The following is a 26,797-nucleotide window of genomic DNA, read 5'->3' on the forward strand; positions in this document are numbered from 1 at the left end:
CTTGTTATCATGGCGGTCCAGTGGTTGAGTTGATCCATGAGCAACCTGACGAACCCAGAGGACAAACTTCCACGGACTGCCCGGAACGAGCATCTACGGAGTGAAACTGCTCGTGACCAGTCCTTCGCCGGCGGAGAACCCACGCGCGTCTATGACCAGACGCCGGCGCCTTCCGCTGAACGGGCCTACCAGCCGGATCCGGCTTCCGAGCCGCTGGTGGATACACCGGTTCTGGATCCGCGCCTGACCGACCCCAGCCTCACGGACCGGCACACCGCGGTTGCCCGCGAGAAAGAACAGTTCGGCGGCATCAAGGTGGGCTCCGCCTTCTTTGGCTGGCTGGCGGCCACCGGCATGTCCGTTCTCCTCACCGCCTTCGTTGCGGCTTTGGGAACAGCGGTGGGCCTGGCGAACACCACGGATGTCAACGAGGCCCTGAACCAGGTGGCCACCAACGGCACCGTGGGGCTGGTGGGAATGATCGTTCTGCTGGTGATCCTGTTCGTTTCCTATTACTCGGGCGGCTATGTGGCCGGCAGGATGGCCCGCTTCAACGGCGCCAAGCAGGGCTTTATGGTGTGGATCTGGGCCCTGATCGCCGCGGTGGTGGTGGCCTTGCTGGGCATCATCGCCGGCCAGCAGTTCAACATCCTGGCCAACCTGAACAGCTTCCCGCGGATCCCCATTAACGAGGGCCAGCTGAGCACCATGGGCATCATCGCCGCCATTGTGGTGGCCGTCGTTGCCCTCGGTGCAGCGATCCTTGGCGGCCTGGCTGGCATGCACTTCCACCGCAAGGTGGACCGGGCCGGCTTCACCCCGGATGAAACGTACAGCGAGAGCTAGGCCTGCAGCACAGCGTCCACGTAGTACCAGCGCCGGTTCTCGCGGACGAAGCGGCTGTTTTCGTGCTGGACTCCGCGTTCGCCGTCGTGCCTGAAGTGGGCGTTGAACTCCACAGTGCCTGTGGTGTCCAGCGGTCCGCCACGGCTGGTGGACAGGATATCCAGGCGCCGCCATTCCATGGAGGGATCGAGGTCCAGCCCGGCAGGTGCCGTGTCCGGATGCCAGGTTTTGAGCAGATATTCGGTGTTGAGCAGGGCAAACGCGCTGTAACGGGAACGCATCAGCTGCTCAGCCGTGGCCGCCTCGGCCTGGCCGGTGTGGAAGCGGCCGCAGCACTCGGCATAGGCCAGCCCGGAGAGGCAGATGCAGTTGCTGGTCTCGAGTGGTCTTTCAGGCATTTCGCTCCGGCCGGTTGCGTGACAGCCGCCCGCCTGCGGCTCTTTTGTACCCCTCCGACTATAGGCGCAGCCGCCGTTGTCACAGCCGGTAACAGGTTCGGAACAACCTCCGCCGGACCCCCTCAACCTGCGGCACAGCCCGCAAATAGTCCGTAAGGTGGTGGAGGGGGCCGGTTGCCCGCTGGCTGTGGTTTCCGGGACGGACGCCGCAGCCGCAGATAGGAGTAGTGCACGTGGGAGATTCAACGACCATCGCTCTCCACCTGACTTTTTTTGGCACGCTCGGCCTGGCGTTCCTGATGTTCCTGGGGCTATTCCTGCTGGTGATTCTCACGCTGGTGATCGCCGGCGTCGGCCGGCTGGCAGCGCTCTTTTTTATGGCCCTCTTCGGCAGGCTTCCCAGGAACGAGACCCTCCAGCTTGTCAGCCTGTCCGGCGCGCAGGCGCCGCGCGCTTCCGGTGCTGGTTCCGGTGCCGCGCCTGATTCACCGCACGACGACGGCCCGGCCCCTAAGCCAGCAAAGCCGGCCCGCGCCGGGGTGCTTCCTGCTCTGAAGCCACGCGACTGGCGCAAGGCTGCCCGCAGCGCCCGCAACGTCCTGAAACCGTCGGAACTCAGGCCCCGGCTGCAGGACGCCGTGGAACACCACCCGCTCCTGACGGCCGCGCGCCGGGAACCGCCCGTGCTGGCTGAGGACTGGGCAGACGCCGTGGCAAAAGCAGACGCCCGGGCCATGGCCAGGGCCCGCGCGGCCGCACCGGAAATCACCATCTCCGTCCGCGACCTGCCCGATCCCGGCGTACCGGCGGAAAAAGTTGTGGCGGTGGCGCCCCTGGTGGAATCGGCCCTGCACCAGGACCGCCCAGCGCGCGATGTGCCGCGGTCCTTCAAGAAGCCCTCCGCGCCAGCTCCGCTGTCCCCGCTGGATACCGGCTCCGTGCTTTCCCTTTCCGGACACGCCAGCATCCTCAAGGCGAAACTGCCTGCGGACAGGCGCTGACCCGCCCCTCTCCTTCACAAACCGTCATCGGTGCAGTGCTGCGTTACCCCGTGCTACGAAAAGCTAAGGACTGTGGCACTTTCCGGCTGCGCAGTCTCGAATTTGTGTAGCGTCGTGACGATCCACAGCAAACGCGTGGGAAATCGATCGTCAGGAGCCGGGGATGAGCCTCAGCGAACTTCGTCTGTTCGGCCGGTCGGGCACGCCCATCAGCCCGCTCACTTTGGGCACCATGAACTTCGGCGAAGGCCCCGGCGCCTCCCCGGGCAGCGCCCCGACAGGCAGCGCCCCCACCGGCGCGGAGGAGAGCATCCGCATCATCCAATCCGCGCTGGACGCCGGCATCACCGCAGTGGACACCGCGGACGTTTACTCACAGGGTGAGTCCGAACAGGTGGTGGGACGCGCACTCCGCGGCCGCCGCGACGACGTCTTCCTGGCCACCAAATTCCACGGCCAGATGAGCGCCAACCCGGCCCACTCCGGGAACTCGCGCCGCTGGATCATGCAGGCAGTGGAAGGCAGCCTCCGCCGGCTCCAGACGGACCGGATCGATCTGTACCAGGCGCACCGGCCGGACTACAACACTGACGTGCTGGAAACCATCACAGCCCTGAACGACCTCATCCGGCAGGGCAAGATCCTTTACTACGGCACCTCGGTGTTCACCCCCGCGCAACTGGTGGAGGCCCAATGGCTCGCCACCACCAACCACCTGATCCCGCCGGTAGGCAACCAGGTCCCTTATTCCATGCTGGTCCGTGGCAACGAACGCGATGTCCTTCCCATCTCCCAGCAGTACGGGCTGGGAGTCCTGGCGTACGGTCCCCTGGCGGGCGGCTGGCTCTCCGGCGACTTCGTCCTGGACGCCGGCAAGCCGCCGGCCCGCGTGCACTCACTGCCTGGCCGGTACGACATCTCCGGACCGGCCAGCGAGCGCAAGCTCCTGGCTGCGGACTCATTGGCGCGGCTGGCGGACAAGCTGGAGATTTCCCTGGTGGAACTCGCCATCGGCTTTGCCCTGAACCATCCGGCCATCAGCAGCGTGATCATTGGCCCGCGCACCGAGGAACACCTGCACGCCTACCTCAAGGCCGCGGACAGCCTGCTGGGCGAATCGGTGCTGGATGCGATCGACGAGCTGGTGCCGCCCGGGACCAACTTCGTGGAACGCGACGCCGGTGCCGTGGTGCCGTCCTTGGAGTACGCGGAGCTCCGCCGCCGCTGACCGCTTCCGCCCACTACCGCCGTCGTGGTTATGGAAAGCCCTTACCGTAGGCCCGCATCTCGGCTAGCGTGAAAACCATGGAATTCAGATACCTCGGAAACAGCGGCTTCAAAGTCTCGGAAATCACGTTCGGCAACTGGCTGACCCACGGCTCACAGGTGGAGAACGACGTCGCCACCCAATGCGTGGGGGCCGCGCTCGACGCCGGCATCAGCACCTTCGACACGGCAGACGTCTACGCCAACACGGCTGCGGAAACCGTCCTGGGCGAGGCCCTGAAGGGTGAGCGCCGCGAGTCGCTGGAAATCTTCACTAAGGTTTACAACCCCACCGGCCCCAAGGGGAAGAACGATGTGGGCCTGTCCCGCAAGCACATCATGGAGGCCATCAACGGCTCCCTCCAGAGGCTGCAGACGGATTACGTGGACCTCTACCAGGCCCACCGCTACGACTTCGAAACGCCCCTTGAAGAGACCATGCAGGCGTTCGCTGACGTTGTCCGGCAGGGTAAGGCGCTGTACATCGGCGTCAGCGAATGGACTGCGGAACAGCTCCGCGAAGGCCACGCCCTGTCCAAGGAACTGGGCTTCCAGCTGATTTCCAACCAGCCGCAGTACAGCATGCTGTGGCGGGTCATCGAGGCTGAGGTGGTGCCGGCGTCCGAAGAGCTGGGCATCTCCCAGATTGTCTGGTCCCCCATGGGCCAGGGCGTCCTGAGCGGGAAGTACCTGCCCGGCCAGCCCGCGCCCGAAGGCAGCCGCGCCACGGACAGCAAGGGCGGGGCCCGGATGATCGAGCGCTGGATGCGCGACGACGTACTCGCTGCAGTCCAGGAGCTCAAGCCCATCGCGGCGGAGGCCGGGCTGTCCATGCCGCAGCTCGCCGTGGCCTGGGTCCTGCAGAACCCCAACGTGGCCTCAGCGATCGTCGGCGCGTCCCGCCCTGAGCAGATTGCGGACAGCGTGGCCGCCGCCGGGATTGTCCTGGAGCCTGACGTGATGAAGAAAATCGATGACGCCGTGGGCTCCGTGGCCGAACGTGATCCGGCGCACACCCAGTCCCCCGCAACCCGCCAGGCCTAGCAGTTCGATGACCCGCCTTCTGGCCGTGCGCCGGAGCTGGAAGGCGGGGCCCCGCTGGTGTTCGCGCATCAGCGGGGCCTCAGTCCGCCGCGCGTCCGGTCAGGAAGGCGCGCTGGGACCCGGCGCTGAGGCGAGCCGGGCGTCAAGCGTCAGCAGCGGAACACTAAGCCTTTCGGCGAGCGCCACAAACGCGGCGTCGTACGAGGTCACCGAACCCCGCAGCTCCCAGATCCGGTCAGCCTGGCATGGACCTCGTCAGGCACGTTCCTCACTGTGATGGCTACACTCATGAACCCAGCCCACTCCCAGTGCATGCATAGTGCATGCACTTCTGTTTCATCCGGCGCTCCCCGGTAGCCCCGGGCCTTCACACGGGCACGCCGTATACTCGGTGCCAGCCATGACCAGCCTTCCTTCCTCCCCCGCCAGCGTCCGCATCGATGCGTGGTTGTGGGCCATCCGCGCCTACAAAACCCGCTCCCTGGCCACTGCCTCGTGCCGGGCCGGACACGTGCGGCTGAACGGCAGCCCTGCCAAGGCGTCGGCCACGCTTGTCACCGGCGATACGGTCACCATCCGGATGTCAGGATTCGAGCGCACCCTTGAAGTCCGCCGCCTGATCGCCAAACGCGTGGGCGCCGAAGCCGCATCGCACTGTTTCACGGACCACACGCCGCCGCGGCCGGTTGCGCCGGCACTGGGCCTCCCCCAGCGGGACCGCGGTGCGGGCCGGCCCACGAAGAAGGACCGCCGCGAGATGGAACGGCTCAAGGGCCCGGCGTGACAGAGCTGGTTTTGGCAGGAGCACGGCAGCCGGGCGCGGCCGGGCCTGTTAACCTGCATCTCCGCTACGGCGCCGTGGCCGGGATCAGCTCCGGTGGAGACTTGCCTGCCGGCGTCGAAGTGGTCGATCTCGACGGCCGCTACGTCATTCCCGGGCTCTGGGATGAGCACGTCCACATGACCCAGTGGGCCCTGCACACCAACCGGCTGGATCTCTCGGGGGCCGCCACCGCGGGCGCGGCAGCCGCCGTCGTGCGTTCCCATGCATCTGCTGCTGACCCTTCAATCACCACCGTTGGCGTGGGCTTCCGCGACGCACTCTGGCCGGATGTTCCCACCCTGGAAATGCTCGACGCCGTAACCGGCAACCAGCCGACGGTTTTGATCAGCCACGACCTCCATTGCGTGTGGCTGAACAGTGCCGCGGCCCGCCGCTATTCTGTGGAGCCGGATGTCAGCGGTTTGCTCCGCGAAGAACCGGCGTTCGCCCTGACCCGGGAGCTCGGAAAACTGCCGGACAGTGTTGTTGACGCGTGGGTCCTGGAATCAGCGCGGGACGCGGCCGCCCGCGGCGTGGTGGGCGTGGTTGATTTCGAAATGACGTGGAACCGCGAGCCGTGGCTGCGCCGGATTGCGGACGGATTCGATGCGCTCCGCGTTGATGCCGGCGTCTATCCGGAGGATCTGGAGCGGGCGGTCAGTTTGGGGATGCGCACCGGCCAGGAGGTCGACGGCGGCAGTGGGCTATTGCGGACCGGCCCGCTGAAGGTGCTGATCGATGGTTCGCTGAACACCCGCACGGCCTACTGCGTGGACCCTTATCCCCACGGCGGGCATGGCCTGCTCACCGTGAGCGAAGAGGAACTTCTCGGGTTGCTGGGCCGCGCGGGGGCGGCCGGCTTCGTCCCGGCAGTCCATGCCATTGGGGACGCCGCCAACCAGGTGGCTTTGGACGCGTTCGAGCGTGCCGGCATAGGGGGCCGGATCGAGCACGCCCAGTTTATTCGGATACAGGACCTTCCCCGCTTTGGCCAACTGGGCGTCACCGCCAGCGTCCAGCCCGTTCACGCCCTGGATGACCGCGACGCCGCCGAGTCCAACTGGCCCGGCCGCACCGACCGGGCCTTTCCGCTGCGGTCCCTGCTCCATGCCGGCGCAACCCTGGCCCTCGGTTCGGACGCTCCCGTTGCGCCGCTGGATCCGTGGGCCGCCATCTCGTCCGCCACCACCCGCGCCCGCCCCGACGGACGTGGGCCCTGGCATCCTGCGGAGGCCATGACCCGGCAGCAGGCACTGACCGCGTCCGCGCGGGGACGCGCCGGCATCCGGGTTGGCGATCCCGCCGACCTTACAGTGCTCGACGCCGATCCGCTCACCGTCCCGGACGCCGCCTTGGCCATCATGCCTGTGGCCGCCACGCTGCTGGCCGGCAGGTTCACGTTCGACGGCGGCTTGGCCTAGTTCGGGATCCCGGTTTCCGGACGCTGGTCCTTCGTTCTCGCCTGGACCAGGTTCGCAAACGGCAGCTTCCCGTAGGCCTCGACAAACTCTGCGTGGTACCGCGCTTCCGCGTTGTTCAGTTCCTCGGCGGGCAGCTCTTTCCACGCGATGATGAGCGCATCCGTGTGGGTCAATTGCCAGATGAGCCGACCGTCCCAGTGGCCCGGCGGTTTCCCCTGGCCGAAGTCGAGGAACTCCTGGATCTGACGCCGGAGTCCCCGGTTGCCTTTGCTCCCGGGCCCTGCCTTGCCGATGTAGAGGATGTCGGCCCCGTCCACCCATTCAGCCAGGAGGGGCTCCGGGGGCAGGCTGGGGTCCTTCTTCTTGAAGATGCCGGCGGTGCTTTTCTTCAGGAAATGCGGCTCGTACTCATTGGGCCGCAGCACGGCGAACAAACCGGTCCCCTGCGGCACTCTCATGATCTCCAGGCTGCCGAGGGTCCTGAAGCCGGCAAACCCGTCCTCTTTGAGCGTTTTCCTGTCCATCCAAATGACGTTACCCCGCGGGGCGCCAACGCGGAGGAGCGAAATCACCCTGCGCACCCCCACGCCCAAAAGCGTAGAGTGGAACAAGACGCCTGATTCTGGACGCCGTGCTGCTGAGGGAGAGATCGTGACGATTGACTGGGACGAAAAAAAGGCCCTGCTACAGGAACCAAACATCGCGGCGGTGACGCAACTCTGCGATGAACTGATGGAAAAGAAGCCAGGGTCCGTCGTCCCGTACATCGACCCCGTGCATGACGAGGACGAATGCCGGATCGTCAGCCTCCATGTCAGCCCCGGCAAGGGCACCGAATCCGGCTTCGTCTCACATTTCAACGATGATGAAGCAGCCCGCCGCGCAACGCAGATCTACGAACTTGCCGAGCTTGATCCGCGCTACGTGATGCCGTGGAACGCCTACCCGTGGGTGCGCGACGCCGATCTCCCCTCGGCACTGAACGTCCAGGAAAAAACCGACGGCCTGCGCCCCTTCCGCCAGTTCCTGAAGATCAACCGGCGCGTTTCGGCAGTCATTGCCCACGGCACGGATGCCTCCACGTTCCTTACCCTTTTCGAGAAGACCTATCACTCTTCCCTGAAGAACAGCGGCATCAAGATCTACAAGGCCAGCGCGCTCGGCGGGCGGGCCTTTGCTGTTTCCGAAGCCAAGCAGGAGGACCTCCTGGCCAAGAGCGTGGATGTCTACAAGGACGCCATGCAGCGGGCGGGCATCCAGCACCTTTAGGCTCTGGCCCCCTGACTCCGACGGCGCTATGTTGAGCCTACTGATGACGTAAGACTGCTCGTCAGATTCGGTTCCGGTCGAAGGAGACGCTGTGAGCACGACAGTAACGAAGCGGATTGTCGTAGACGTGCCGGTCGGCACTGCCTACAACCAGTGGACCCAGTTCGAGGACTTTCCGCATTTTATGGGCGGCGTGGAAAGTGTGACGCAACTCAGCGCTGACCGGCTGAAGTGGGTGGCACACATCGCCGGGGTCCGGAGGCAATGGGAAGCCAGGATCGTCGAGCAGGTTCCGGACAGCAGGGTGGCGTGGACCTCCACCGAAGGCGCCACGAACTCGGGTGCGGTGGACTTCCAGGATGCGGGCGGAAACAAAACGCAGCTGTCACTCACTCTCGAATACCAGCCTGAGGGCATTGTGGAAAAGGTCGGCGACCTGCTCCACGTGGTGGCGCGGCAGGCAGAGCACGATCTGAAGAAGTTCAAGGAATTCATCGAACACGAGGGGCATGCCACCGGGGCCTGGCGGAAATCGGTCCCCGGCTCTGAAAGCGGAACAACCCTGGGGACAGCAGCCGGCGCCAGCAGATTCTCCCACCCGTTCGACCAGACCAACGGCCTGGTCGATTTCGAGGGCGAGTCGGACGAAACGGCCGAAGGCGAGAACTACAGCGCGGCCGAACGCAAGGCCCGCCACCGGGATGAAGGCTACATACTGCCACCACCCACCAGCGGCTCGTTCTGACAGCTCGTTTCTGCGAGCACGACGGCGGCGCTCACCTATGCGCGTCAGTCACCGCTGCCGGGTCAGGCTTCCAGCAAGCGCCGCCGGTGCTTGAGCTCCTTGACCCACGCCCTGGTGACCATGTCCGGGAACGGCGAGCCGCCGTCGTCGTTCCTGCCTGCAGTGTTCCTGCCGGCACTATTCTTGCGGCCACTACTGACGCCCGCGAAAGCGGTGCCCGCCTCGAGATCCGCGATCAGCGGACCTGACGCCTTAATGGCCACTTCCAGGACCTGGACTGCCGTGCGCTCGGTAAGGCCCAGGTCCTTGGCCCAGCCGAGGAAGTGGCGGCGGGAAATGCCGCTCCGCTTGCCGTTCAGCGTCAGGGCCAGTGTTTTGTCCCCGTAGACCACTGTGGAGGGGATGTCGTACACGGGCGCGATGGTCCACTCGCCGTGCGGCTGCTGGACCATGGACACATTCTTCGCGTGCAGGTCCCCGTTGCCGCTCAGCCACGCAAACGCGCCTTGGATGGCGAGGTTGCGGAGTGCCGGCAGGGGTGCAGCGCAGTAGTCAGCGAGGGCGTGGCACACCGTCCCGAAGCCTACGTTGTACTTGTCCGCCGGATACAGCTTGAGGACCTGCGCCCCGTCTTCGACGGCGAGCCGCTGAACTTCGTGGGACTGTCCGCCGGGAACCGGAACCCTGTCGAAGCGCTCCACCAGAAGGCCCGGCCTGCCGGCAACATCCCGGATCAGCTCTACCGTGCTCAGCGGGATCCGCAGTTTGGCCGCGTACCGGAACATCACCAGCTCGTTCTCCACTACGTGCGGGAATTCGGGGGCGTTGAGCTTGAGGATGAACCGCCTGCCGGCGCTGGCCACGGGGAGCGAGATCATCCCGGCGGACAGCTTGTCCTGCACCCCGGCCAGCGCCACGGGATCGATCAGGTCCGGATCCCCCAGCAGCTGGTCAAAGTCCACCGGCAGTTTGGTGTCCACCTCGACCGCGTGCTCGTCGGGGTCCAACGGTTCGCCGTGCCCTACGATCTGCACGTCGCCCACAGGGTTCCCGCCGGCGGCAATCAGGAGCGAAAGGTCGTCGTCGGCGCTGGTTTTGATGGACCGCCGCAGTGCATTCAGCCTCCGGCCCTCCGGCAGCAGTCCGGTGAAGTAGGGCGGCGCCGCCCCAGCCGCGGAGAAGACCGGCTCACTGGTCAGGGGAAGGGAACTGGCGACGGCGGGTCCCCCGGACGCGAGATAGGCCGGCAGGTAGCTGAACCTGGTCCCGCCGTCGTGGCGTTCCAGCCGCGCGGCGAGCACCCCTGCTTTGTAGATATCGGCGACCCGGTGCTTCATTGCCCTGCTTCTTCAGGGATGGTTTCGCGTGTGAGGGCTTTGGCAGCTTCGCTGGACCTGGCGGCGAGCCGGAGCTCGAGGCCCAGGGTTTCCAGGACGGTGGTCAGTGAATCCAGCTGAACGCTCGGTTTCCCCTTCTCCAAAAACCTGACAAAGCGCTCGGAGACGCCTGCCATGTCGGCGAGGTCCTGCTGCGTCAGGCGGAGAGCGGCGCGGCGGGCGCGGACTTCCGCGGCGATGTGTGCTGAGAGCGTTTCCTTCATAATCACCTTCATAGGCACGAACGTACCGATATCCCTGAGGGTTCAACTATAAGAAGGATGGACTACCCCGCACAAGGGCATTTACGGCACGTACGTACCGGATCTAGTCCATATGGGCTCGGCCGCTCTATATGGAGCACTAAACTCACTCTGGTGATCACAGGTGAAATCAAGTCCCAAGTAGACAAAGTCTGGAATACGTTCTGGAGCGGCGGTATCTCCAACCCGCTGGAAGTCATCGAACAGATCACGTACCTGCTCTTTCTGAAGCGCCTGGACGAGAACCACACGCGCGAGGAGAAGCGGGCCAACCTCCTCGGCCAGCCCCTCCAGAACGCCGTATTCCCGGACGGCCTCGATCCCATGGGCCGCCCCTACGCCGACCTCCGCTGGTCCAGGTTCAAGGACTTTTCCCAAAGTGAGATGTACACCGTCTTCTCGCAGAATGTCTTCCCGTTCCTCCGGAATGAGCTCCCCAAGCTGGCCAACGGCGAAGATTCCACCTACAGCCATCACATGAAGGATGCGCAGTTCAAGATTCCCAACGCGGGCGTCCTGAAGCAGGTCGTGGATATCGTCGACAGCATCAACATGGACGGCAAGGACACCAAGGGCGATCTCTACGAGTACATGCTGTCCAAACTCGCCTCGGCCGGCACCAACGGGCAGTTCCGCACGCCGCGCCACATCATCGACCTCATGGTGGCAATGGCTGCCCCGAAGCCCTTGGAAGCGATCTGCGACCCCGCGTCCGGCACCTGCGGCTTCCTGGTCCAAGCCGGTGACTACTTGCGTAAGCACAACACAAACCTGCTCACCAACGACGAGACCGGCAAGTTCTTCCACAACCACCAGTTCCACGGCTTCGACTTCGACTCCACCATGCTCCGGATCGGCTCCATGAACATGCTGCTGCACGGAGTGGAGAACCCGGACATCTCCTACCGGGATTCGTTGGCGAATCTGCACGAATCCGAGGAAGAGAAGTACAACGTCATCCTCGCCAACCCGCCGTTCGCGGGCAGCCTGGATTACGACAATGTGGCCAAGGACCTCCTCAGCGTGGTCAAAACCAAGAAGACCGAGCTGCTCTTCCTGGCCCTGTTTATCAAGCTGCTCAAACCGGGCGGACGCGCAGCCGTGATCGTCCCGGACGGCGTGCTTTTCGGATCCAGCAATGCCCACAAGCAGCTGCGCAAAATGCTCGTTGAGGACCACAAGCTCGACGCCGTCGTAAAGCTCCCCTCCGGTGTCTTCAAGCCTTATGCCGGAGTATCCACGGCCATCCTCTTCTTCACCAAGACCAACTCTGGCGGTACGGACAACGTGTGGTTTTACGACGTGAAGTCCGACGGCTTCAGTCTCGACGACAAGCGCACACCGCTGGGCACCTCAGATCTCCCCGATGTCCTCTCCCGCTGGAGTGAACGCACGACGGCGGAACTCACCAGGGCGCGGACCGAACAGTCATTCTGTGTGCCGCTGTCAGAGATTGTCGAAAACGACTACGACCTGTCGCTGAACCGGTACAAGGAGATCGAGCACGAGATAGTCGATCATGCTGAGCCGGCAGAAATCCTCGCAGCGCTGGACGAGCTCGAGGCCGAGATCTCACTCGGCACGGCTGAGCTGAGAGACCTTCTCCGTGGCTGATCCGATCGAATCCCGGATGGTCAGTCTTGGAGACCACGCGGATATTCTGTCCGGATTCCCCTTCGACTCCAAACTCTTTTCAACTGCTGGTGGAGTGCCTGTCATTCGAATCCGTGACGTAGTTCGAGGCCGAACAGAGACGCGATTTGCTGGCTCCTTCGACGACAGGTTCCTAGTGAATCGCGGGGACCTACTGATCGGTATGGATGGCGACTTCAACAGAGCAACTTGGGCAAGCGATCCTGCGCTGCTCAACCAGCGAGTTTGCAAAATCGTGGCCCGAGATCAATCACTGAATCAGCGCTACCTATATCACTTTCTTCCGAAACCACTTATGGCAATCTGGAGCCAAACTCCATTCGCAACAGTTAAGCACCTGTCGGTTAAGAGCATCCGCTCGATTCAGATTCCCCTCCCGCCCCTCGACGAGCAGCGGCGGATTGCGTCGATCCTGGACCAGGCCGACGAGCTCCGCACCAAGCGCCGCGAAGCCCTCACCCACCTCGACACCCTCACCCAGTCGATCTTCCACTCCATGTTCGACGAAGCCCCAAGTTCATGGGGGGAAACAACAATCGAGGATCTGGCCGATAAGGCAAAGGGATCAATCCGAACCGGCCCATTTGGCAGCCAACTCCTCACCAGTGAGTTCACCGAGGAGGGCGTGGCTGTTCTGGGGATCGACAACGCAGTCTCCAACGAATTCGTCTGGCGCGAGCGGCGCTATATTTCGTTCGAAAAGTACGACGCACTCAAGCGCTATACGGTGCGGCCCGGTGACCTTCTTGTCACAATCATGGGAACTCTCGGCCGGTGCGCTGTCGTACCCGCCGACGTTCCTTTGGCAATCAATACCAAGCATCTGTGTTGCATCACCATAGATCTTGAGCAGGCCGTGCCCGAATGGTTACACGCGTACTTCCTTAGGTCTGATGCTGCGGCGGCCTACCTGAGGCAAACGACAAAGGGGGCCATTATGGGCGGGCTCAACATGGGCATCATCAAGAAAATGCCCGTTAAGCTTCCTCCCCTCGAACTCCAGCAGAACTTCGCAACCCGAATTGCCGCCGTCGAACGCTTGAAGGAATCCCACCGCAAGCACCTTGCCGAACTTGACGCTCTCTTCGCGTCACTCCAGGACCGGGCCTTCAAAGGAGAACTGTGATGACTACCGTTGTCGAGCCGGATGGCATCCCGAAATGGCATGGCGTCATGTCGGCTCTCCTGCAGGCACTGTCCGATGGGCATTCGCGGACCCGCAGCGAGCTGGTCAAGCAGGCGATGGACATCGTCGGTCTGACTGAGGAGCAGCGTGCGGTCCAACTCGACTCCGGAAGCCTCAAAGCCAAAGGCCGCGTGGGCTGGGCAAGCAATCTCGCACTTGATCGCCGCCACGGCGTTGGCCCGGCCGGACAATGCTCTTTATGTCATCACAGACGTCGGGTGCCAACTTCTGCTGCGCTACCCGGAGGGCCTCGCCCAAGCCCAGCTGCGGGAGATCGAGGCCTACCGGCAGCACCGGGCCGAGGTCCGGGCGGCCCGCAGGGAGATTTCCACAGCACCCGAGACCGATGCACTAGATGATGACGCCGACCCAATCGATGCGATTGAAGCAGCCATTGAGCGGATTAAGACGGAGGCTGGAACAGAACTGGTCCAACGGCTGCGGGAAAGCGACCCGGCATTCTTTGAGCAGGCCGTCGTCGATCTGCTTCTGAAGATGGGCTACGGCGGTGCGGAACAGCGAGGCCGGCGGATCGGCGGTTCAGGGGATGGTGGCGTTGATGGGGTCATCGACCAGGATGCACTGGGCCTCGACCGGATCTACGTGCAGGCCAAGCGCTATGCCGACGGCAACAACGTCGGGCGCGAAACCATCCAGGCCTTCGTGGGCGCGCTGCACGGCGTCGGAGCTTCCCGCGGCGTCTTCATCACCACCAGCACCTTCACTCCGGGCGCCCGGCAATACGCGGAGAATGTTCCGTCGCGGATCATCCTGATCGACTCCGCCCGCTTGGTCACGCTGATGATCAAGTACCGCGTCGGCGTCCAGGTGAAGCAGAGCTATGACGTGGTGGAGCTGGACGAGGACTTCTTCGAGTAGGTATGGAGCAACCCAGCGAGTTCGTCGACCTCACGCAATGGATACGGGCCGAGGAGGAACCGAGCGGAGAAAACGAGAACAGGTGGTTTATCGCCCCCGACGAGAGTCGTTGGATGTTCAAAGCGAACCCAATCGAACGCAGTGCCAACGTACATTCCGCTGAACTGGTCGCGAGTCGGATTGCTCCGCTGGTCGGGATACCGGCCGCTGAGGTGCGCCTGGCCGAATACCTGGGCGAAATAGGTTGCATCTCACGGAACGTGAAGTCGGAACCCCGCAATCAACTCACCCACGCCGCCGTGTTCATCTCGGAGTATGCCGTAGATTTCGACCCGAAAGCCAAAGGAGGGATTGGGCACTCCCTGGCAAACATTGGGCAAGTCCTAGCTGAGGCCACGTCGCCGATTGGACGCGAAAAGGAGGGCATGTCAGCCGCCTCCTGGTTCGCGGGATACTTGGTTTTCGACGCCCTCATCGCAAACCAGGATCGTCACAGTGAAAACTGGGCCCTTGAAATCGATGCAGGAGGTGCTGTGCACATTGCCCCGTCCTACGACCACGGAACAAGTCTCGGGATTGTGAACCGTAACGTGGACAAGCTTCCCGGGCTGCTGTCCAGCCAAGAAAGGCTTTTTCCGCGTTCGTCAAGCGAGCTCGGGGAACCCGCTTCGAAGGCTGCACCAAAGTCACTTTGGTCGACGTCGCCGCAGCATTCTGCAAGCTCGCAGACCCCACGGCAGCGATACACTGGGGCAATCAGATCCGCGCTCTGGATCTCAACGAAGTCTCGGAAATCGTTACCTCTGCAAAAATGTCGTCGCCAAACGATAAGTTGGCAACAGAAATCATTCGACTCAACAAGGAAAGGCTCGTGAGATGTCTGCTCCCGTGATGGATCTGCGGCCTGCCGCCGTTCAGCATGGCGCGCCGGCGCTGCTCGTTGCTTGGCAAAACCCTGAGACGCGGACGTACCGGCTGTTGGGCCGCACTGTTTCAACAGATCAGGGATACGAGTTTCAATATTTTCCGGCTGCCGTACACGCCGATGATTTCCGCCCCATTCCGGGATTCTCAGATCCAACCAAGACCTACTCGTCCAAAGTGTTGTTCCCCCTGCTCTCCGGGCGGATCATGAGCACTTCACGTCCAGACCGCGAGGAGTGGCTTCACAAACTCGATTTACGGCCCGACGCGGCACCGTTTGAAGTCTTGGCACATTCGTTCGGCAAGCGCGTGTCCGACACCTATGAGTTTTTCGAAGAGCCCTCCGTCGATCTCGTGTGTGGCACGCTGACATTTGTGGTTCCCGTGCACGGGCTACGGTATATGTCGGAGACCGCACAGGCACACGTTGACACGTCGGTTTCAAAGGGGCAGCCCCTGCAAACTGTCCCGGAGCCAGAAAACACCAAGGACCCCCGCGCAGTGGGTTTGTGCTCAGAAAATCACAAAGTCGGATTCGTACCAGCACCAGTGTTGGACTACATCGACATGATTGGTACGCCGGGCAAGTTCGCAGCCCGCGTTGTCCGCAAGAATCCCCGCTCTGACGGAACACACCTTCGCCTCGTCGTCGAGCTAGTTTGGACTCAAACCCGCTGATCGCGACACCAGAGTGTGCGTACGGCAACATTCTCTAAAGTCGCCGTACGCCTACAGGAGGCCACATGTAAACGGTCCGGCGGCCACCCTCTCGTCCGCCAGTTCCGCGAAGAACGTGGCTTGACAGGACGTGGCCTAAGGCGCCAACCCTCCCGCCGGCATGGTTGACTGTTCCACAGAACATCGTGATGTGGGAGCGGAGAAGACTGCATGGGGGCGGGCAACAGCAATTTCGGGTTCATGCTGGGCGATTGGCCGGACCTGGCGCAGCACGCGCGGCGGGCCGAGCAGTTCGCCCGCATCGATCCGCGCGCGTCGATGTTCTACGCCCGCTACACCGCTGAGCGCCTGGTCGACTGGCTGTACAAGGTAGAGGCTGCCCTGAATCTTCCCTACAAGGAGGATCTCAACGCCCTCCTCAATGAGCCGGCCTTCAAGAACCTCGTCGGCGGCGTCATCGGCAGCAAACTCACCATCATCCGCAAAGCCGGAAACAACGCCGTCCACAACCCGGTCAACCCCACCGTCCAGGGTGCCGAGATCGTCCTCAAGGAACTCCACCACGTCTGCTACTGGCTGGCGCGGAACTACGCCAAATACGGCAGCCAGCTGCCGCCGTCGTTAACGTTCGACGCCGGCCACCTCGCCCCGGCGCCCAAGGCGCCGGTCCAGCAGCAGTCACCGGAGCAGCTCCAGAAGCTGGAAGAGGAACTCAAGTCCAAAGCTGCGGCCCTCGCAAACGCGGCAGCGGCAAACGAGGACCTCACAGCCCAGCTTCAGCAGCTCCAGGCGGAAATTGCCGAAGCAAAGAAGCAGAACCAGTCGGTTCCGGACCACCACGACTACGACGAAGCGCTGACGCGCAAGCACCTCATCGACTGGGACCTCAAGGAGGCCGGCTGGCCGCTCTCCAATACAGAGGACCGCGAATTCAAAGTGGACACGATGCCCACTACCAGCGGCACGCTGAGCGGCATCGGCTACGTGGATTACGTCCTCTGGGGTGCGGATGGACTGCCGCTGGCAGTCGTGGAAGCCAAGCGGACCACGAAGGACCCGCATGTGGGAAAGCAGCAGGCCAAGCTCTACGCCGACTGCCTGGAGCTCCGGTACAACAGGCGGCCCATCATTTACTACACGTCCGGCTATGAGACGTGGATCTGGGATGACACCATGTATCCCGAACGGGCGGTCCACGGCTTCCACACGCGCGATCAGCTCCAGCTGTTCGTGAACCGCCGCCAGACCCGCAAACCCCTGGCACAGCAGCAGATCGACAACACCATCGTCGAACGCCCCTACCAGCACAATGCCATCCGCGCCGTCACCGAGTCCTACGAGACGGACTGCGAGCGCAAAGCCCTGGTGGTGATGGCAACCGGGACCGGCAAGACGCGTACCGTCGTCGCGCTCACCAAACTGCTGCAGGAAGCCAACTGGGCCAAACGTGTTCTGTTCCTGGCCGACCGGGTTGCCCTGGTCAAGCAGGCGGCGAACGCGTTCAAGACCCACCTCCCGGGTTCCGGGCCCGTTATCCTGGGCTCCGGCGAGGAAGCAGACAGCCGCATCCACGTGGCCACCTACCCCACCATGATGAATCTCATCAACCACACCGAGGGAAACCTGGGCCAGAGGACGTTCGGCATCGGCCACTACGATCTCATCATCGTTGACGAAGCCCACCGCTCGATCTACCAGAAGTACAAGGCGATCTTTGAATACTTCGATTCGCTCCTGATCGGCCTCACCGCCACCCCGCAATCAGAAGTGGACCGCAACACCTACAACCTCTTCGGCATCGAGGACAACGTACCCACGTTCGCCTACGAACTGAACGAAGCCATCGAAGCCGGCTACCTTGTCCCGCCGAGGGTGGTCCCGGTTCCGCTCAAATTCCCTTATGAAGGCATCGCTTACGACGACCTTCCAGAGCATGAAAAAGAGCAGTGGGACGAACTCGACTGGAACGAGGACGGCGAAATCCCCGAGACCGTGGATTCCGCCGTCGTGAACTCCTGGCTCTTCAACACCGACACCGTGGACAAGGCGTTGGAAGTCCTGATGACCCATGGCCACAAGGTGGCCGGCGGGGACCGGCTGGGCAAGACCATCATCTTCGCCAAGAACAACAAGCATGCCGAGTTCATCGAACGGCGTTTCGATAAGAACTACCCGCACCTCAAGGGCCATTTCGCCCGGGTGGTGACCTACCAGGTGAATTACGCGCAGGCCCTCATTGAGGAGTTCTCGCGCCGCGACGGCGACCCGCATATCGCGATCTCGGTGGACATGCTCGACACGGGCATCGACGTCCCGGAAGCCGTCAACCTGGTCTTTTTCAAGATGGTGCGCTCCAAGACCAAGTTCTGGCAGATGGTGGGCCGCGGGACGCGCCTCTGCCCGGACCTCTTCGGACCAGGCGAAGACAAGAAGGACTTCTTCATCTTCGACCTGTGCCGCAACGCCGAGTACTTCAACGCCGGCATGCCGGGAAACGAAGGGTCCCTGGGTAAGTCGCTTGCGGAGAGCACCTTCGCCACCAGGGTCCAGTTGCTGCGTACGACGGCGGATCTCGCCTGGGATGCAGGCCTCCCGTTCGTTGCTGGGTTGCGGGAGTCGTTGAAGCACACGGTTGGCAGGCTGCCACTGGAGAACTTCCTGGTGAAGCCGGCACGCAAATGGGTGGACAAATTTGCCGAGCCGACTGCGTGGGCTTCCCTGGATGGCGAGGACTTCGACGCTTTGGAGACGGACATCGCCCGCCTGGCCTCCATCGGCGCCCTGCCGGATACAGAGGAAGCCAAGCGCTTTGATTACCTCATCCTGCAGACCGAACTTGCCGCGTTGCAGGGCAAGCCCCTTGGCCCGTTGCGGAAGAAAATACAGGCCGTAGCCGCTGCACTCCAGGACCAGCCCAATATTCCTGCCATTGCAGCACAGCTGCCATTGATCGAGGCCATCCTTGACGACGCCGAGTGGGAGTCCGTCTCAGCCGAATGGCTGGAAGAGATCCGGCTCAGGCTCCGTGAGCTCGTCCACCTCATCGAGAAGCGCAAACGCAACGTGGTGTACACAAACTTCCAGGACGAACTCGGGGAGCTTGCGGAGATCGACCTCGTGGGCGCGGCCAATGGCCACATCGATTTGGAGCGGTATCGCGACAAGATCCGCCTCTACCTCGCCGGCCATCAGGACCACGCCACCATCCAGCGCCTGCGCAGGAACAAGCAGCTGACCGCCCTGGACCTTTCCGAGCTGGAACGCATTCTGCTGGAAAGCGGCCTCGGCTCCCGGGAAGATCTGGATCGGGCGGCCACGGATGGGCTGGGGCTGTATGTGCGTTCGCTGGTCGGCCTGGATCGGGACGCCGTTGAGGAAGCACTCGCCGAATTCGTGGCCGGGACAACGCTGACAGCCCAGCAAATCGACTTCCTGCAGGTCCTGACAGCGCATCTGGTGGAGAACGGAAAGGTGACGCCCGCCGCACTTTTCGATTCGCCCTACAACGAGTTGGCGCCCTCCGGGCCGGACATCCTCTTCGGTGACGATCGGGTTGTAAAACTGTTCGGCATCCTGCGCGGTATCGAGAACCGCGCCCGCGTGAGCTGAAATTCCGCTACAGCGCAGGTTCCGCCTTCTACAGCAGCCCGTCCAGCGTCACGAAGCTGTACCCGGCAGCGCGGACGCGCTCGATGATCTGAGGGAGGGCGTCAGCGTCCAGGGTGGAGCCGTCGTCGGGGTTGGAGCCGATGTGCATCAGGACGATCTCGCCAGGACGCAGCGCAGCCAGCACCCGGTCCGCCACCTGCCCTGCGCTGATTCCGCCGCTGGTTCCCTTCCAGCCGAGCGTGTCCACGGTCCACCGCACCGGCACGTAGCCGAGGTTGTTCACGGCGGCGATGGTCCGGGCATCGCGCTCACCGAACGGAAAGCGGAAGAACGGCCTCGGATCACCCCCGGCGGCGAGGATGGCCTGCTCCGCCGCCTGCACCTCATTGGCTATGCCGGCATCCGAGAGTCCGGTGAAACCGGGATGCGTCATCGAATGATTGCCCACGCGGTGGCCGGCCGCCACAATTGCGGCCACGCCGGCAGGATTCGCGGCAGCCCAGTCGCCGGTGAAAAAGAACGACGCCGGGACGCCGCCGTTAGCGAGTCCCTGCAGGATCTTGGGCAGCCCGGCTGAGTTGGCCCCGGCGTCGAACGTCAACGCAACAACAGGCCCTGCACCCGGCAGCACCTCAACATCCTGGCCCACCAGCGCGGGCGGGAAGGGCGCAGCCGGGGACGGTTCGGGCGGCGCAGGGGGCTGCTCTGTCACCGGCGGTTCGGGACTTGGCGCCGGTGGGGGCGGAGTGGCGAGTGCTGTGGTGCTGGGCGCGGACGGCGACGGCGATGCGGTGGTGAGTGCCGCCGTCGTCGTTGGGGAGGGAACAACCGAGGAGGCCGCCACCGAAGGCGAAGCTGGGGTGACGGCCGGGCCGCCCGCCGGCGGGGCAATGGACACGGCCACTGCCCACACAATGGCCCCCATCACCAGCAGGGCAGCCAGGACTGCGGCGGCCACACGGCGGTTCCAGGTTGAGATCGGCCTCATGCTCCAGCGTGCGGCCACACCCCGGCCGGTGGGAAGAGCAGAAAGGCCCCGATTGTGAGGGGACCCCAGGTGGAAAACCCCGTAAATCCGCGGGAGAATAGAGCTGTACAGGAAGCACACGAAGGAGCCAGCAGGCATGCATGCTCCGGCATATCCGCGCCCGGTGGAGCGCCTCGACGGGTACCTGCCCATCGAGGACCACGGCCTCATCGGCGACGGCTCCACCTGTGCCCTGGTTGGCCGCGACGGCGGAATTTCCTGGCTTTGCCTGCCCGAATTCGACAGCCCGCCGTTCCTGGCCGGGATTCTGGACAGTGAGGCCGGCGGCCTGTTCGAACTCACTCCCCTGCCGCTGCTCTCGTCCACCCAGCGGTACACGGAGGATTCCGGCGTGGTGGTCACCTCGCTGTTCTCTGACCACGGCATGCTCCAGGTGACCGATTGCCTCACCCTGCGTTCGGGGGCCGATCTAGCGGAACCGGTTCCGGCCGGCCGTTCGGAGCTGCTCCGGCACGCGCAGGCGGTTGGCGGCGATATCCGGGTCCGCGTCAGCGTGGTACCGAAAGTCGGCACCACATTCGACCAGCTTGCGGGCGGATGGCGGTTCGACTGGCCTGTCAACGGAACCCAGGAGGTGTATCTGTGGTCCTCGGTAGAGCTTCGACCCGACGGGCGCGGCCTGAGCGCCGAGCTGACCCTCCGGGCCGGGGAAACCATCACCATCGCCCTGCACTGGTCCGGGCGGTTCCGGCTGCGGCAGCGCCCGGATGCGAAGAAGCTCATCGACCAGACAGTCCGGGCCTGGCGGGAGTGGGCGTCTGGCTTGACCTGCGAGGGCTCCCAGGCTGACCTGATGAAGCGTTCGGCCATCACCCTGAAGCTGCTTGACCATGCCGAAACGGGCGCCATCATGGCGGCGGCCACGTCCTCCCTCCCCGAATGGCCGGGCTCACCGCGCAACTGGGACTACCGCTACACCTGGGTGCGGGACGCGTCATTCTCCAACTACGTCCTGCGGCGGATCGGCGATCCCAGCGATGCCGATGTCTTCCTCGCCTGGGTGCTGACCAACGTAGAGCGCGACGGCGTCCCTCACGTTATGTACGCGCTGGACGGTTCACAGCCGCCGGACGAAGTGGTGGATCCGGTGCTTCGCGGTTACCGCGGTTCCGCACCCGTCCGCTGGGGAAACGGCGCTGTGCACCAGCTGCAGCACGATGTTTACGGTGAAATTGTGGACATCGCCTTCCAGTGGTCCAACAGCGGGCAGCCCGTGGACCACCAGCTCTGGTCCACCCTGACGCCCATCGTGGAGGCCGCCATCACCAGCTGGAGGACGCCGGACAGCGGGCCGTGGGAGGTCCGCAGCGACGGCCGCCCCTTCACGTACTCTGCGGCCATGTGCCATGTGGCCCTGGACCGCGCCATCCAGATCGCCCGGAAGCACAGGCTGCCGTACCCGAGCCGGCGCTGGGAGGCGGCGGCCCGGGAAATCCACGATGCAGCCCTCGGCCTGTCCTGGAACCCGGAACGGCGCACCTTCACCGAACAGCTGGGCGGTGCGGGCGGCCTGGACGCTGCCCTGCTGACCCTTCCCATCAGGAACGTCATCTCGTTCAACGATCCCCGGATGGTGTCCACCACCAGTGCCATATCGGCCAACCTCGACGCCGGCAACGGACTCCTGTTCCGCTACCTGCCTGCCGAGTCGCCCGACGGCCTGCCCGGAACGGAGGGTGCGTTCCTGCTCTGCAGCTTCTGGATGGTGGACAACCTTGCCGGGCAGGGACGCCTGGACGAAGCCCATGAACTCTACGAATCCCTGTGCCGGCGGGCCAACCCGCTGGGCCTGTTCCCCGAACAGATCCACCCGGACACCGGGGAGTTCCTCGGCAACTTCCCCCAGGCCTTCAGCCATGTCGGCGTGCTGGCCAGCGGGCTGCGGCTTCTGAAGGCACAGCGCCGCAAGGCCTCGCAGTCCTGATTCCCGCCGGCCACTCAGCGAGCTCCCCAGCCTTGCCGCCCCGGGACCTTGTGCTCTTGAAAGCCTGCATTCCCGGGTCTAGCGTCAGCCACATCCTACTGATTCAACGGCGAAGTCCAGCTAAAGGAGCTTAAGGAAATGACGGACAAGGAAGCCAAAGTAGTAGTCGGTGTCGACGGTTCCGATGCCTCAGTGCAGGCACTGCGTTTTGCAGCCCAGCTGGCGCCCGCGCTGGGCGCCCGCCTTCACGCCGTAGCCTGCTGGGACTTTCCGCAGATGTACGCCGGCTACGTCCCACCCGATTTCGAGGCATTCCAGGCGGCTGCGGCCAAGACCCTGGCGGAGAGCCTCGACAAGGCGTTCGGGCCGGACGCACCCCAGGACATGAGCAAGGAGCTGATCCGGGGCCCGGCGCCGGCGAAACTGGTTGAGGCTGCGGCCGGCGCCGCAATGCTGGTGGTGGGCCGCCGCGGGCATGGCGGTATCCGCGGCATGCACCTGGGGTCTGTGAGTACAGCCTGCGTCTCCCATGCCGAGTGCCCGGTCCTGGTCATCCATTCGGACGCCGGCAGCAGCCATGGCACGCACCACCTTTGGAGGGGCCACAAAGCCAAGGGTGAGAACACGCCCACGGCATAGGTCCTGACGCTCCCGCACGGGGCCTCGGGACAGAACCTGAGCGTACGACGGCGGCACCCGGGGTTCCCTTTCCACGGCACCCAGGTGCCGCCGTCGTACGTTAAATCCATTGACCACCGCATGCCGCGGGCTTATTTTGGTGAATAGCCGGACCCGTTGAAGTGCCCGGTCTGGGCTGCCTTCTCGGCGGACCCGCAGTCATGAAGCACGCCGCGGCGAAGCGTGCGGCCAGGCCGCACGCTGCTGCGGTGCACCGGTCTCGAAACATCACATCGGGCAAGGCCAGCTGGCGGGTGCGCGCCTGAACACCTGAGCATCTTGGAGCTTTGGAGTTCACCATGAACAGCAGTTCCCTTCTGTCATTGCAGGAAAAAGTACGCGGTCCCCTCATCACAGCGGACAGCCCTGATTACGACACGGCCCGGGCCGTCTACAACGGCATGATCGACAAACGTCCGGCAGCCGTCCTTCAGGTCTCCCAAGTGGCTGACGTGATCGCGGGAGTGAATTTCGCCCGTGACGAGGGCTTGGACATCGCCCTGCGCGGCGGTGGCCACAGCGCCCCCGGCTTCGGCACCTGCGACGGCGGCCTGGTACTTGATTTCACCAACCGCCGGGGCGTCCGCGTGGATCCCTCCACAGGGACGGCCTGGTCCGAAACGGGTGCAACGTGGGCGGATTTCAACCACGCAACCAACGCATTCGGACTGGCCACCACCGGCGGCCTCATAGGTTCCACCGGGGTGGCGGGGCTGACCTTGGGCGGCGGCATCGGCTACCTCTCTCGCAAGTACGGCCTTTCCTGCGACAACCTGAAGTCGGCGGACGTGGTCACTGCCGACGGGAAGTTCCGGCATGCCAGCGCCACGGAAAACGACGACCTCTTCTGGGCCCTCCGCGGCGGCACCGGCAACTTCGGAGTGGTGACCTCCCTGGAGTTCGCCCTGCATCCTGTAGACGTCGTTTATGGCGGCATCGCAATCTACCAGCTCGAGCATTTTAAGGCTGTGGGCCAGCTGTACCGCGACACCATCGCCACTGCACCGGAGGAACTGGGGGTCTTTCTTGGCATCCACCAGGGACCGCCGGTCCCGTTCCTCCCGGAGGAATACCACGGGCGCCCGGTGGCGGTCCTGGTTGGCGCCTGGATGGGGCAACACGATGAAGGACAGCGGCGGTGGCAGCCCTTCCTTGACGTGGCACCCGTGGCCGGCTCGTTTGTGGGGCCCATCCCGTACCCTGCCCTGAACACCCTCTTTGACCCCATGCTGCCCAAAGGACTCCAGGCCTACTGGAAGGCGGAGTTCCTGCCCAGCATGACTGACGAGGTCATCAAACTGGCAAAGCACCACGGCGAAACCATCCCCAGCGAGGAGACGGCAAACCATTTCTACCCCATTAACGGCGCAGTCCATCGGGTGGCAAAAGACGCCACTGCCTTCCCATACAGGGATGTTGAGTTTGCTGCCGTGATTGCAGGGATGTGGGAAAACCCTGCGGACAACGCAGCGAACATCCGCTGGGTGCGCGATTACGCGGCTGCCCTGAATGAGCACAGCGCCGGCGGCGCCTACATCAACTTCATGGACGCCGACGATCAGTCCCGGATCAGGGACAACTACTCGGGCAATTACGACAGGCTGGCCAGCATCAAGGCTAAATACGATCCGGACAACCTGTTCCACATCAACCAGAACATCAAACCGGCAGCCTGAACCTTCTCCCGGTCCGCCTGTAACGCAACGCTCCCGCAACCCCTCGTCGCGGGGTGATCGCCTATGCTCAGCAGAGCACTCAGTTCAACGACGAACCACCCGGGAGACACGGCATGACCAATTGGCGGATCAGGGACTTCCACTCTGCGGACCTGGACGGGATCCTGCACCTGTGGGAGACGCTCAAGGCCAACAACGTGGAACCCGTTTATGCCCTCTCCGAGGTCCTCGCCTCCTGCGAAAAGGACCATGCGGTGGTGGCGGTGCTGGGCGACATGGTGGTGGGCGCCGCCGTCGGCCGCGCGGCCCACGATCAAGGCTGGATCGTCTTCCTGGCCACCCTGCCGGAGTACCGGGGCCGCGGGATCGGCACCTCGTTGCTCGCCGCCGTCGAAAACCGGATGGCGCCGCACGGGCTGAACAAACTGTCCGCCCTGATGCCCGAGTCCGAGACCCGCGTGGAGGCGTTCCTCAGCCGCGGTTTCGCACTCAAAAAGAACCTGCGCTACTTCGAGCGGACCATCCCGGTGCAACGCCAGGAACTGGGTGCGCTGGGCCAGCTGGGCGGGCGGATCCTGGCACGCGACCTCTGGGACAGGGTGGCCGGAATGCGCAATGAGAAGGAACTCCTCGAACGGAGGCTGGTCCTCCCGCTTGCCGAGGCCGATCTCGCGGATGAGTACGGTGTGGTGCCGCCGCGCGCTGTGGTGCTGTTTGGCCCTCCGGGCACCGGCAAGACCACGTTCGCGAAGGCCATCGCGTCCCGGCTGGAGTGGCCGTTTGTGGAGGTCTTCCCGTCCCGGTTGGCCTCCGATCCCAAGGGCCTCGCCGGCGCACTGCGCGAGACGTTCCTGGAGATCGCCGAGCTGGAGCACGCCGTGGTGTTCATCGACGAGGTGGAGGAAATCGCCTCGCAGCGGTCCGGTGAGCCGCCGTCGCCGCTGCAGGGCGTCACGAACGAGCTGCTGAAGATCATCCCTGCCTTCCGCGAACAGCCGGGCCGCCTGCTGGTCTGCGCCACCAACTTCATCCGCGCCCTGGACACGGCATTCCTCCGCCACGGCCGGTTCGACTACGTCATCCCCATCGGCCTCCCCGACCGCCAGGCCCGCGAGGCGATGTGGCAGCGCTTCATCCCCGCCACCGTGGTGGACGACGTTGACGTGGAGCTTTTGGTGGAACGGACTGACGGTTTCTCCCCTGCGGACATTGAGTACGCGGCCCGGAGCGCCTCCCAGCGTGCCTTGGAAAAAGCAGTGTACGACGACGGCGGCGCGGCTTCCGGCGGTAGCCTTTCAGTCCGCGAGGCGGTGCGGAAGGGGCCCTGCACGCAGGACTATCTCGACGCGATCGGCGAAACGCGGACCACCGTCAGCCAGGAAGTCCACGAGCAGTTCCTCGAGGACATCGACGCCTTGGGCCGGGTGTAGCCGCAGGGTTCGCGGTACTCGGCTCCCGGCTCGGGCTTTCTGCGGGGGCTGTTCGTCCACACGGGCTGGATATCCACGGCGGCTGGTTTGCAGGGGCGGCTGGTTATCCACGGCGGCGGGTTATCCAGAGCCGTCAGTTATCCACAACCGCCGTTATCCATTGCGTTAGTTATCCACATAGGCCATCATCCTCCGGGTGGCTCTCGGAACCCCACGGAATGATGGGGTTATGGGAAACAGGGCAGCGGTTGAGGCGGCGGAGGCTGTTTATGCTTCCGCCGCTTTACTGCTCGCTGCGGCTAAGCGCGGGATTCACTCTGCGGACGTGCCCGGGCTGGCTGGGCCCGCGGGGTTCACCGACTCCGCCGGGTTCACGGGGAACGCAGACTTTGCCGGGCCAGCTGAGTCTGCTGATTCTGCTGAGCTGGCGGCGTGTGGTGATGATGATCCGTTGCGCCGGGAGGCTGATGGCTGGCTGGATACGCTGGCTCTGACTACCCGGATCAATGCGCAGGTCGCCGCGGTGATGGTCCATGCGGCCGCAGGCTACGCAGCCACGGCCCAGGCCTTGGCGTCACCTGTTATGTCTGATGGGGCCCACGAGATGGCGGTCGTGGCTGAGGTCGCCTGTGTCCTGACGATCAGCGAACGGACCGCCGG

Annotated in this window: 23 protein-coding genes and 2 pseudogenes; 20 read left to right on the plus strand and 5 right to left on the minus strand. The window is 64.0% G+C overall.

Features of this window, described 5'->3' with window-relative positions; translation table 11 throughout:
- Positions 1-36 precede the first annotated feature (36 nt).
- A complete protein-coding gene (locus ACP7AX_RS18290; protein WP_131683358.1) occupies positions 37-846 on the plus strand; it encodes a hypothetical protein in 810 nt (269 codons plus the stop codon).
- Here ACP7AX_RS18290 and ACP7AX_RS18295 read toward each other — a convergent pair.
- Complete coding sequence (locus ACP7AX_RS18295; protein WP_131683359.1) at positions 843-1,244, minus strand: YchJ family metal-binding protein; 402 nt, start codon at positions 1,242-1,244, stop codon at positions 843-845. The two genes, ACP7AX_RS18290 and ACP7AX_RS18295, sit on opposite strands and share 4 nt — an antisense overlap.
- A gap of 233 nt (positions 1,245-1,477) precedes the next feature.
- On the opposite strand from ACP7AX_RS18295, the gene ACP7AX_RS18300 reads away from it, so the two are divergent.
- From ACP7AX_RS18300 to ACP7AX_RS18320, 5 genes are all read left to right on the plus strand, one after another.
- Entirely contained in the window at positions 1,478-2,245 is a 768-nt protein-coding gene (locus tag ACP7AX_RS18300) for a hypothetical protein (RefSeq protein WP_426228509.1), read from the plus strand.
- Positions 2,246-2,408: 163 nt separating this feature from the next.
- Positions 2,409-3,473, plus strand: coding sequence for an aldo/keto reductase (locus ACP7AX_RS18305; RefSeq protein WP_426228511.1), 1,065 nt, complete (start codon positions 2,409-2,411; stop codon positions 3,471-3,473).
- 77 nt (positions 3,474-3,550) lie between these two features.
- The gene (locus ACP7AX_RS18310; RefSeq protein WP_426228513.1) at positions 3,551-4,555 is read left to right on the plus strand and encodes an aldo/keto reductase family protein; all 1,005 of its coding nucleotides are present in this window, start codon (positions 3,551-3,553) and stop codon (positions 4,553-4,555) included.
- Positions 4,556-4,955: 400 nt separating this feature from the next.
- On the plus strand, positions 4,956-5,339 hold the full coding sequence (locus tag ACP7AX_RS18315; protein ID WP_131683372.1) for a S4 domain-containing protein: 384 nt from the start codon (positions 4,956-4,958) through the stop codon (positions 5,337-5,339).
- The gene (locus tag ACP7AX_RS18320; RefSeq protein ID WP_426228515.1) at positions 5,336-6,799 is read left to right on the plus strand and encodes an amidohydrolase family protein; all 1,464 of its coding nucleotides are present in this window, start codon (positions 5,336-5,338) and stop codon (positions 6,797-6,799) included. The genes ACP7AX_RS18315 and ACP7AX_RS18320 overlap by 4 nt, the downstream gene beginning before the upstream one ends.
- Here ACP7AX_RS18320 and ACP7AX_RS18325 read toward each other — a convergent pair.
- Positions 6,796-7,323 carry a hypothetical protein gene (locus ACP7AX_RS18325; protein WP_426228517.1) on the minus strand — a complete coding sequence of 176 codons (528 nt, stop codon included), beginning with the start codon at positions 7,321-7,323 and terminating at the stop codon, positions 6,796-6,798. The two genes, ACP7AX_RS18320 and ACP7AX_RS18325, sit on opposite strands and share 4 nt — an antisense overlap.
- Positions 7,324-7,450: 127 nt before the next feature.
- Between ACP7AX_RS18325 and ACP7AX_RS18330 the strand changes: the two genes are divergently transcribed.
- Complete coding sequence (locus ACP7AX_RS18330; RefSeq protein ID WP_131683374.1) at positions 7,451-8,068, plus strand: uracil-DNA glycosylase; 618 nt, start codon at positions 7,451-7,453, stop codon at positions 8,066-8,068.
- Between the two features lie 91 nt (positions 8,069-8,159).
- Positions 8,160-8,813 carry an SRPBCC family protein gene (locus ACP7AX_RS18335; RefSeq protein WP_426228519.1) on the plus strand — a complete coding sequence of 218 codons (654 nt, stop codon included), beginning with the start codon at positions 8,160-8,162 and terminating at the stop codon, positions 8,811-8,813.
- A gap of 62 nt (positions 8,814-8,875) precedes the next feature.
- On the opposite strand, the gene ACP7AX_RS18340 is transcribed toward ACP7AX_RS18335, so the two are convergent.
- Together ACP7AX_RS18340 and ACP7AX_RS18345 are read right to left on the minus strand one after the other, a co-directional pair.
- Positions 8,876-10,150, minus strand: coding sequence for a type II toxin-antitoxin system HipA family toxin (locus tag ACP7AX_RS18340; protein WP_426228521.1), 1,275 nt, complete (start codon positions 10,148-10,150; stop codon positions 8,876-8,878).
- Positions 10,147-10,425 carry a type II toxin-antitoxin system Y4mF family antitoxin gene (locus ACP7AX_RS18345; RefSeq protein ID WP_426228523.1) on the minus strand — a complete coding sequence of 93 codons (279 nt, stop codon included), beginning with the start codon at positions 10,423-10,425 and terminating at the stop codon, positions 10,147-10,149. Before ACP7AX_RS18345 ends, ACP7AX_RS18340 begins: the two co-directional genes overlap by 4 nt.
- A 141-nt stretch (positions 10,426-10,566) precedes the next feature.
- On the opposite strand from ACP7AX_RS18345, the gene ACP7AX_RS18350 reads away from it, so the two are divergent.
- The 7 genes and pseudogenes from ACP7AX_RS18350 to ACP7AX_RS18380 all read left to right on the plus strand — a co-directional run bounded on the left by ACP7AX_RS18350 (position 10,567) and on the right by ACP7AX_RS18380 (position 19,381).
- On the plus strand, positions 10,567-12,066 hold the full coding sequence (locus ACP7AX_RS18350) for a type I restriction-modification system subunit M (protein ID WP_426228525.1): 1,500 nt from the start codon (positions 10,567-10,569) through the stop codon (positions 12,064-12,066).
- The gene (locus tag ACP7AX_RS18355) at positions 12,059-13,231 is read left to right on the plus strand and encodes a restriction endonuclease subunit S (protein ID WP_426228527.1); all 1,173 of its coding nucleotides are present in this window, start codon (positions 12,059-12,061) and stop codon (positions 13,229-13,231) included. The genes ACP7AX_RS18350 and ACP7AX_RS18355 overlap by 8 nt, the downstream gene beginning before the upstream one ends.
- Before the next feature lie 47 nt (positions 13,232-13,278).
- Positions 13,279-13,377: pseudogene (locus ACP7AX_RS18360) on the plus strand (hypothetical protein); the annotation flags it as partial.
- 70 nt (positions 13,378-13,447) lie between these two features.
- Positions 13,448-14,170, plus strand: a complete 723-nt coding sequence (locus ACP7AX_RS18365) for a restriction endonuclease (protein WP_426228529.1) — start codon at positions 13,448-13,450, stop codon at positions 14,168-14,170.
- A gap of 2 nt (positions 14,171-14,172) precedes the next feature.
- Complete coding sequence (locus ACP7AX_RS18370) at positions 14,173-15,045, plus strand: HipA domain-containing protein (RefSeq protein ID WP_426228531.1); 873 nt, start codon at positions 14,173-14,175, stop codon at positions 15,043-15,045.
- A 1-nt stretch (position 15,046) separates the two neighbouring features.
- Positions 15,047-15,772 (plus strand): HIRAN domain-containing protein, encoded by a 726-nt coding sequence (locus ACP7AX_RS18375; protein ID WP_426228533.1) that lies wholly within the window; start codon positions 15,047-15,049, stop codon positions 15,770-15,772.
- A 210-nt stretch (positions 15,773-15,982) separates the two neighbouring features.
- On the plus strand, positions 15,983-19,381 hold the full coding sequence (locus ACP7AX_RS18380; protein WP_426228535.1) for a DEAD/DEAH box helicase family protein: 3,399 nt from the start codon (positions 15,983-15,985) through the stop codon (positions 19,379-19,381).
- A gap of 28 nt (positions 19,382-19,409) precedes the next feature.
- Here the strand turns inward: ACP7AX_RS18380 and ACP7AX_RS18385 are convergent, their stop codons facing one another.
- Positions 19,410-20,369: a polysaccharide deacetylase family protein gene (locus ACP7AX_RS18385; protein WP_426228537.1), complete on the minus strand. Its 960-nt coding sequence runs from the start codon at positions 20,367-20,369 to the stop codon at positions 19,410-19,412.
- Positions 20,370-20,505: 136 nt separating this feature from the next.
- On the opposite strand from ACP7AX_RS18385, the gene ACP7AX_RS18390 reads away from it, so the two are divergent.
- The 5 genes and pseudogenes from ACP7AX_RS18390 to ACP7AX_RS18410 form a co-directional block, all read left to right on the plus strand.
- Positions 20,506-22,353, plus strand: coding sequence for a glycoside hydrolase family 15 protein (locus ACP7AX_RS18390; protein ID WP_426228539.1), 1,848 nt, complete (start codon positions 20,506-20,508; stop codon positions 22,351-22,353).
- 138 nt (positions 22,354-22,491) lie between these two features.
- On the plus strand, positions 22,492-22,992 hold the full coding sequence (locus ACP7AX_RS18395) for a universal stress protein (RefSeq protein WP_426228541.1): 501 nt from the start codon (positions 22,492-22,494) through the stop codon (positions 22,990-22,992).
- 338 nt (positions 22,993-23,330) lie between these two features.
- Positions 23,331-24,707, plus strand: a complete 1,377-nt coding sequence (locus ACP7AX_RS18400; RefSeq protein WP_426228543.1) for an FAD-binding oxidoreductase — start codon at positions 23,331-23,333, stop codon at positions 24,705-24,707.
- Positions 24,708-24,820: 113 nt separating this feature from the next.
- Complete coding sequence (locus tag ACP7AX_RS18405) at positions 24,821-26,137, plus strand: GNAT family N-acetyltransferase (protein WP_131683383.1); 1,317 nt, start codon at positions 24,821-24,823, stop codon at positions 26,135-26,137.
- Positions 26,138-26,366: 229 nt separating this feature from the next.
- Positions 26,367-26,797, plus strand: a pseudogene (locus ACP7AX_RS18410) (hypothetical protein); the annotation flags it as partial.

This window comes from Pseudarthrobacter sp. DSP2-3-2b1 (genome assembly GCF_049895945.1).
GTDB lineage: Bacteria > Actinomycetota > Actinomycetes > Actinomycetales > Micrococcaceae > Arthrobacter.

Bases quoted from the DNA above. Each gene is read 5' to 3' on its own strand.
- ACP7AX_RS18395 (WP_426228541.1), top strand. From the start codon at position 22,492: ATGACGGACAAGGAAGCCAAAGTAGTAGTCGGTGTCGACGGTTCCGAT.
- ACP7AX_RS18385 (WP_426228537.1), bottom strand. From the start codon at position 20,369: ATGAGGCCGATCTCAACCTGGAACCGCCGTGTGGCCGCCGCAGTCCTG.
- ACP7AX_RS18375 (WP_426228533.1), top strand. From the start codon at position 15,047: ATGTCTGCTCCCGTGATGGATCTGCGGCCTGCCGCCGTTCAGCATGGC.
- ACP7AX_RS18290 (WP_131683358.1), top strand. From the start codon at position 37: ATGAGCAACCTGACGAACCCAGAGGACAAACTTCCACGGACTGCCCGG.
- ACP7AX_RS18325 (WP_426228517.1), bottom strand. From the start codon at position 7,323: ATGGACAGGAAAACGCTCAAAGAGGACGGGTTTGCCGGCTTCAGGACC.
- ACP7AX_RS18340 (WP_426228521.1), bottom strand. From the start codon at position 10,150: ATGAAGCACCGGGTCGCCGATATCTACAAAGCAGGGGTGCTCGCCGCG.
- ACP7AX_RS18310 (WP_426228513.1), top strand. From the start codon at position 3,551: ATGGAATTCAGATACCTCGGAAACAGCGGCTTCAAAGTCTCGGAAATC.
- ACP7AX_RS18400 (WP_426228543.1), top strand. From the start codon at position 23,331: ATGAACAGCAGTTCCCTTCTGTCATTGCAGGAAAAAGTACGCGGTCCC.
- ACP7AX_RS18390 (WP_426228539.1), top strand. From the start codon at position 20,506: ATGCATGCTCCGGCATATCCGCGCCCGGTGGAGCGCCTCGACGGGTAC.
- ACP7AX_RS18370 (WP_426228531.1), top strand. From the start codon at position 14,173: ATGGAGCAACCCAGCGAGTTCGTCGACCTCACGCAATGGATACGGGCC.
- ACP7AX_RS18405 (WP_131683383.1), top strand. From the start codon at position 24,821: ATGACCAATTGGCGGATCAGGGACTTCCACTCTGCGGACCTGGACGGG.
- ACP7AX_RS18295 (WP_131683359.1), bottom strand. From the start codon at position 1,244: ATGCCTGAAAGACCACTCGAGACCAGCAACTGCATCTGCCTCTCCGGG.
- ACP7AX_RS18305 (WP_426228511.1), top strand. From the start codon at position 2,409: ATGAGCCTCAGCGAACTTCGTCTGTTCGGCCGGTCGGGCACGCCCATC.
- ACP7AX_RS18380 (WP_426228535.1), top strand. From the start codon at position 15,983: ATGGGGGCGGGCAACAGCAATTTCGGGTTCATGCTGGGCGATTGGCCG.
- ACP7AX_RS18345 (WP_426228523.1), bottom strand. From the start codon at position 10,425: ATGAAGGTGATTATGAAGGAAACGCTCTCAGCACACATCGCCGCGGAA.
- ACP7AX_RS18315 (WP_131683372.1), top strand. From the start codon at position 4,956: ATGACCAGCCTTCCTTCCTCCCCCGCCAGCGTCCGCATCGATGCGTGG.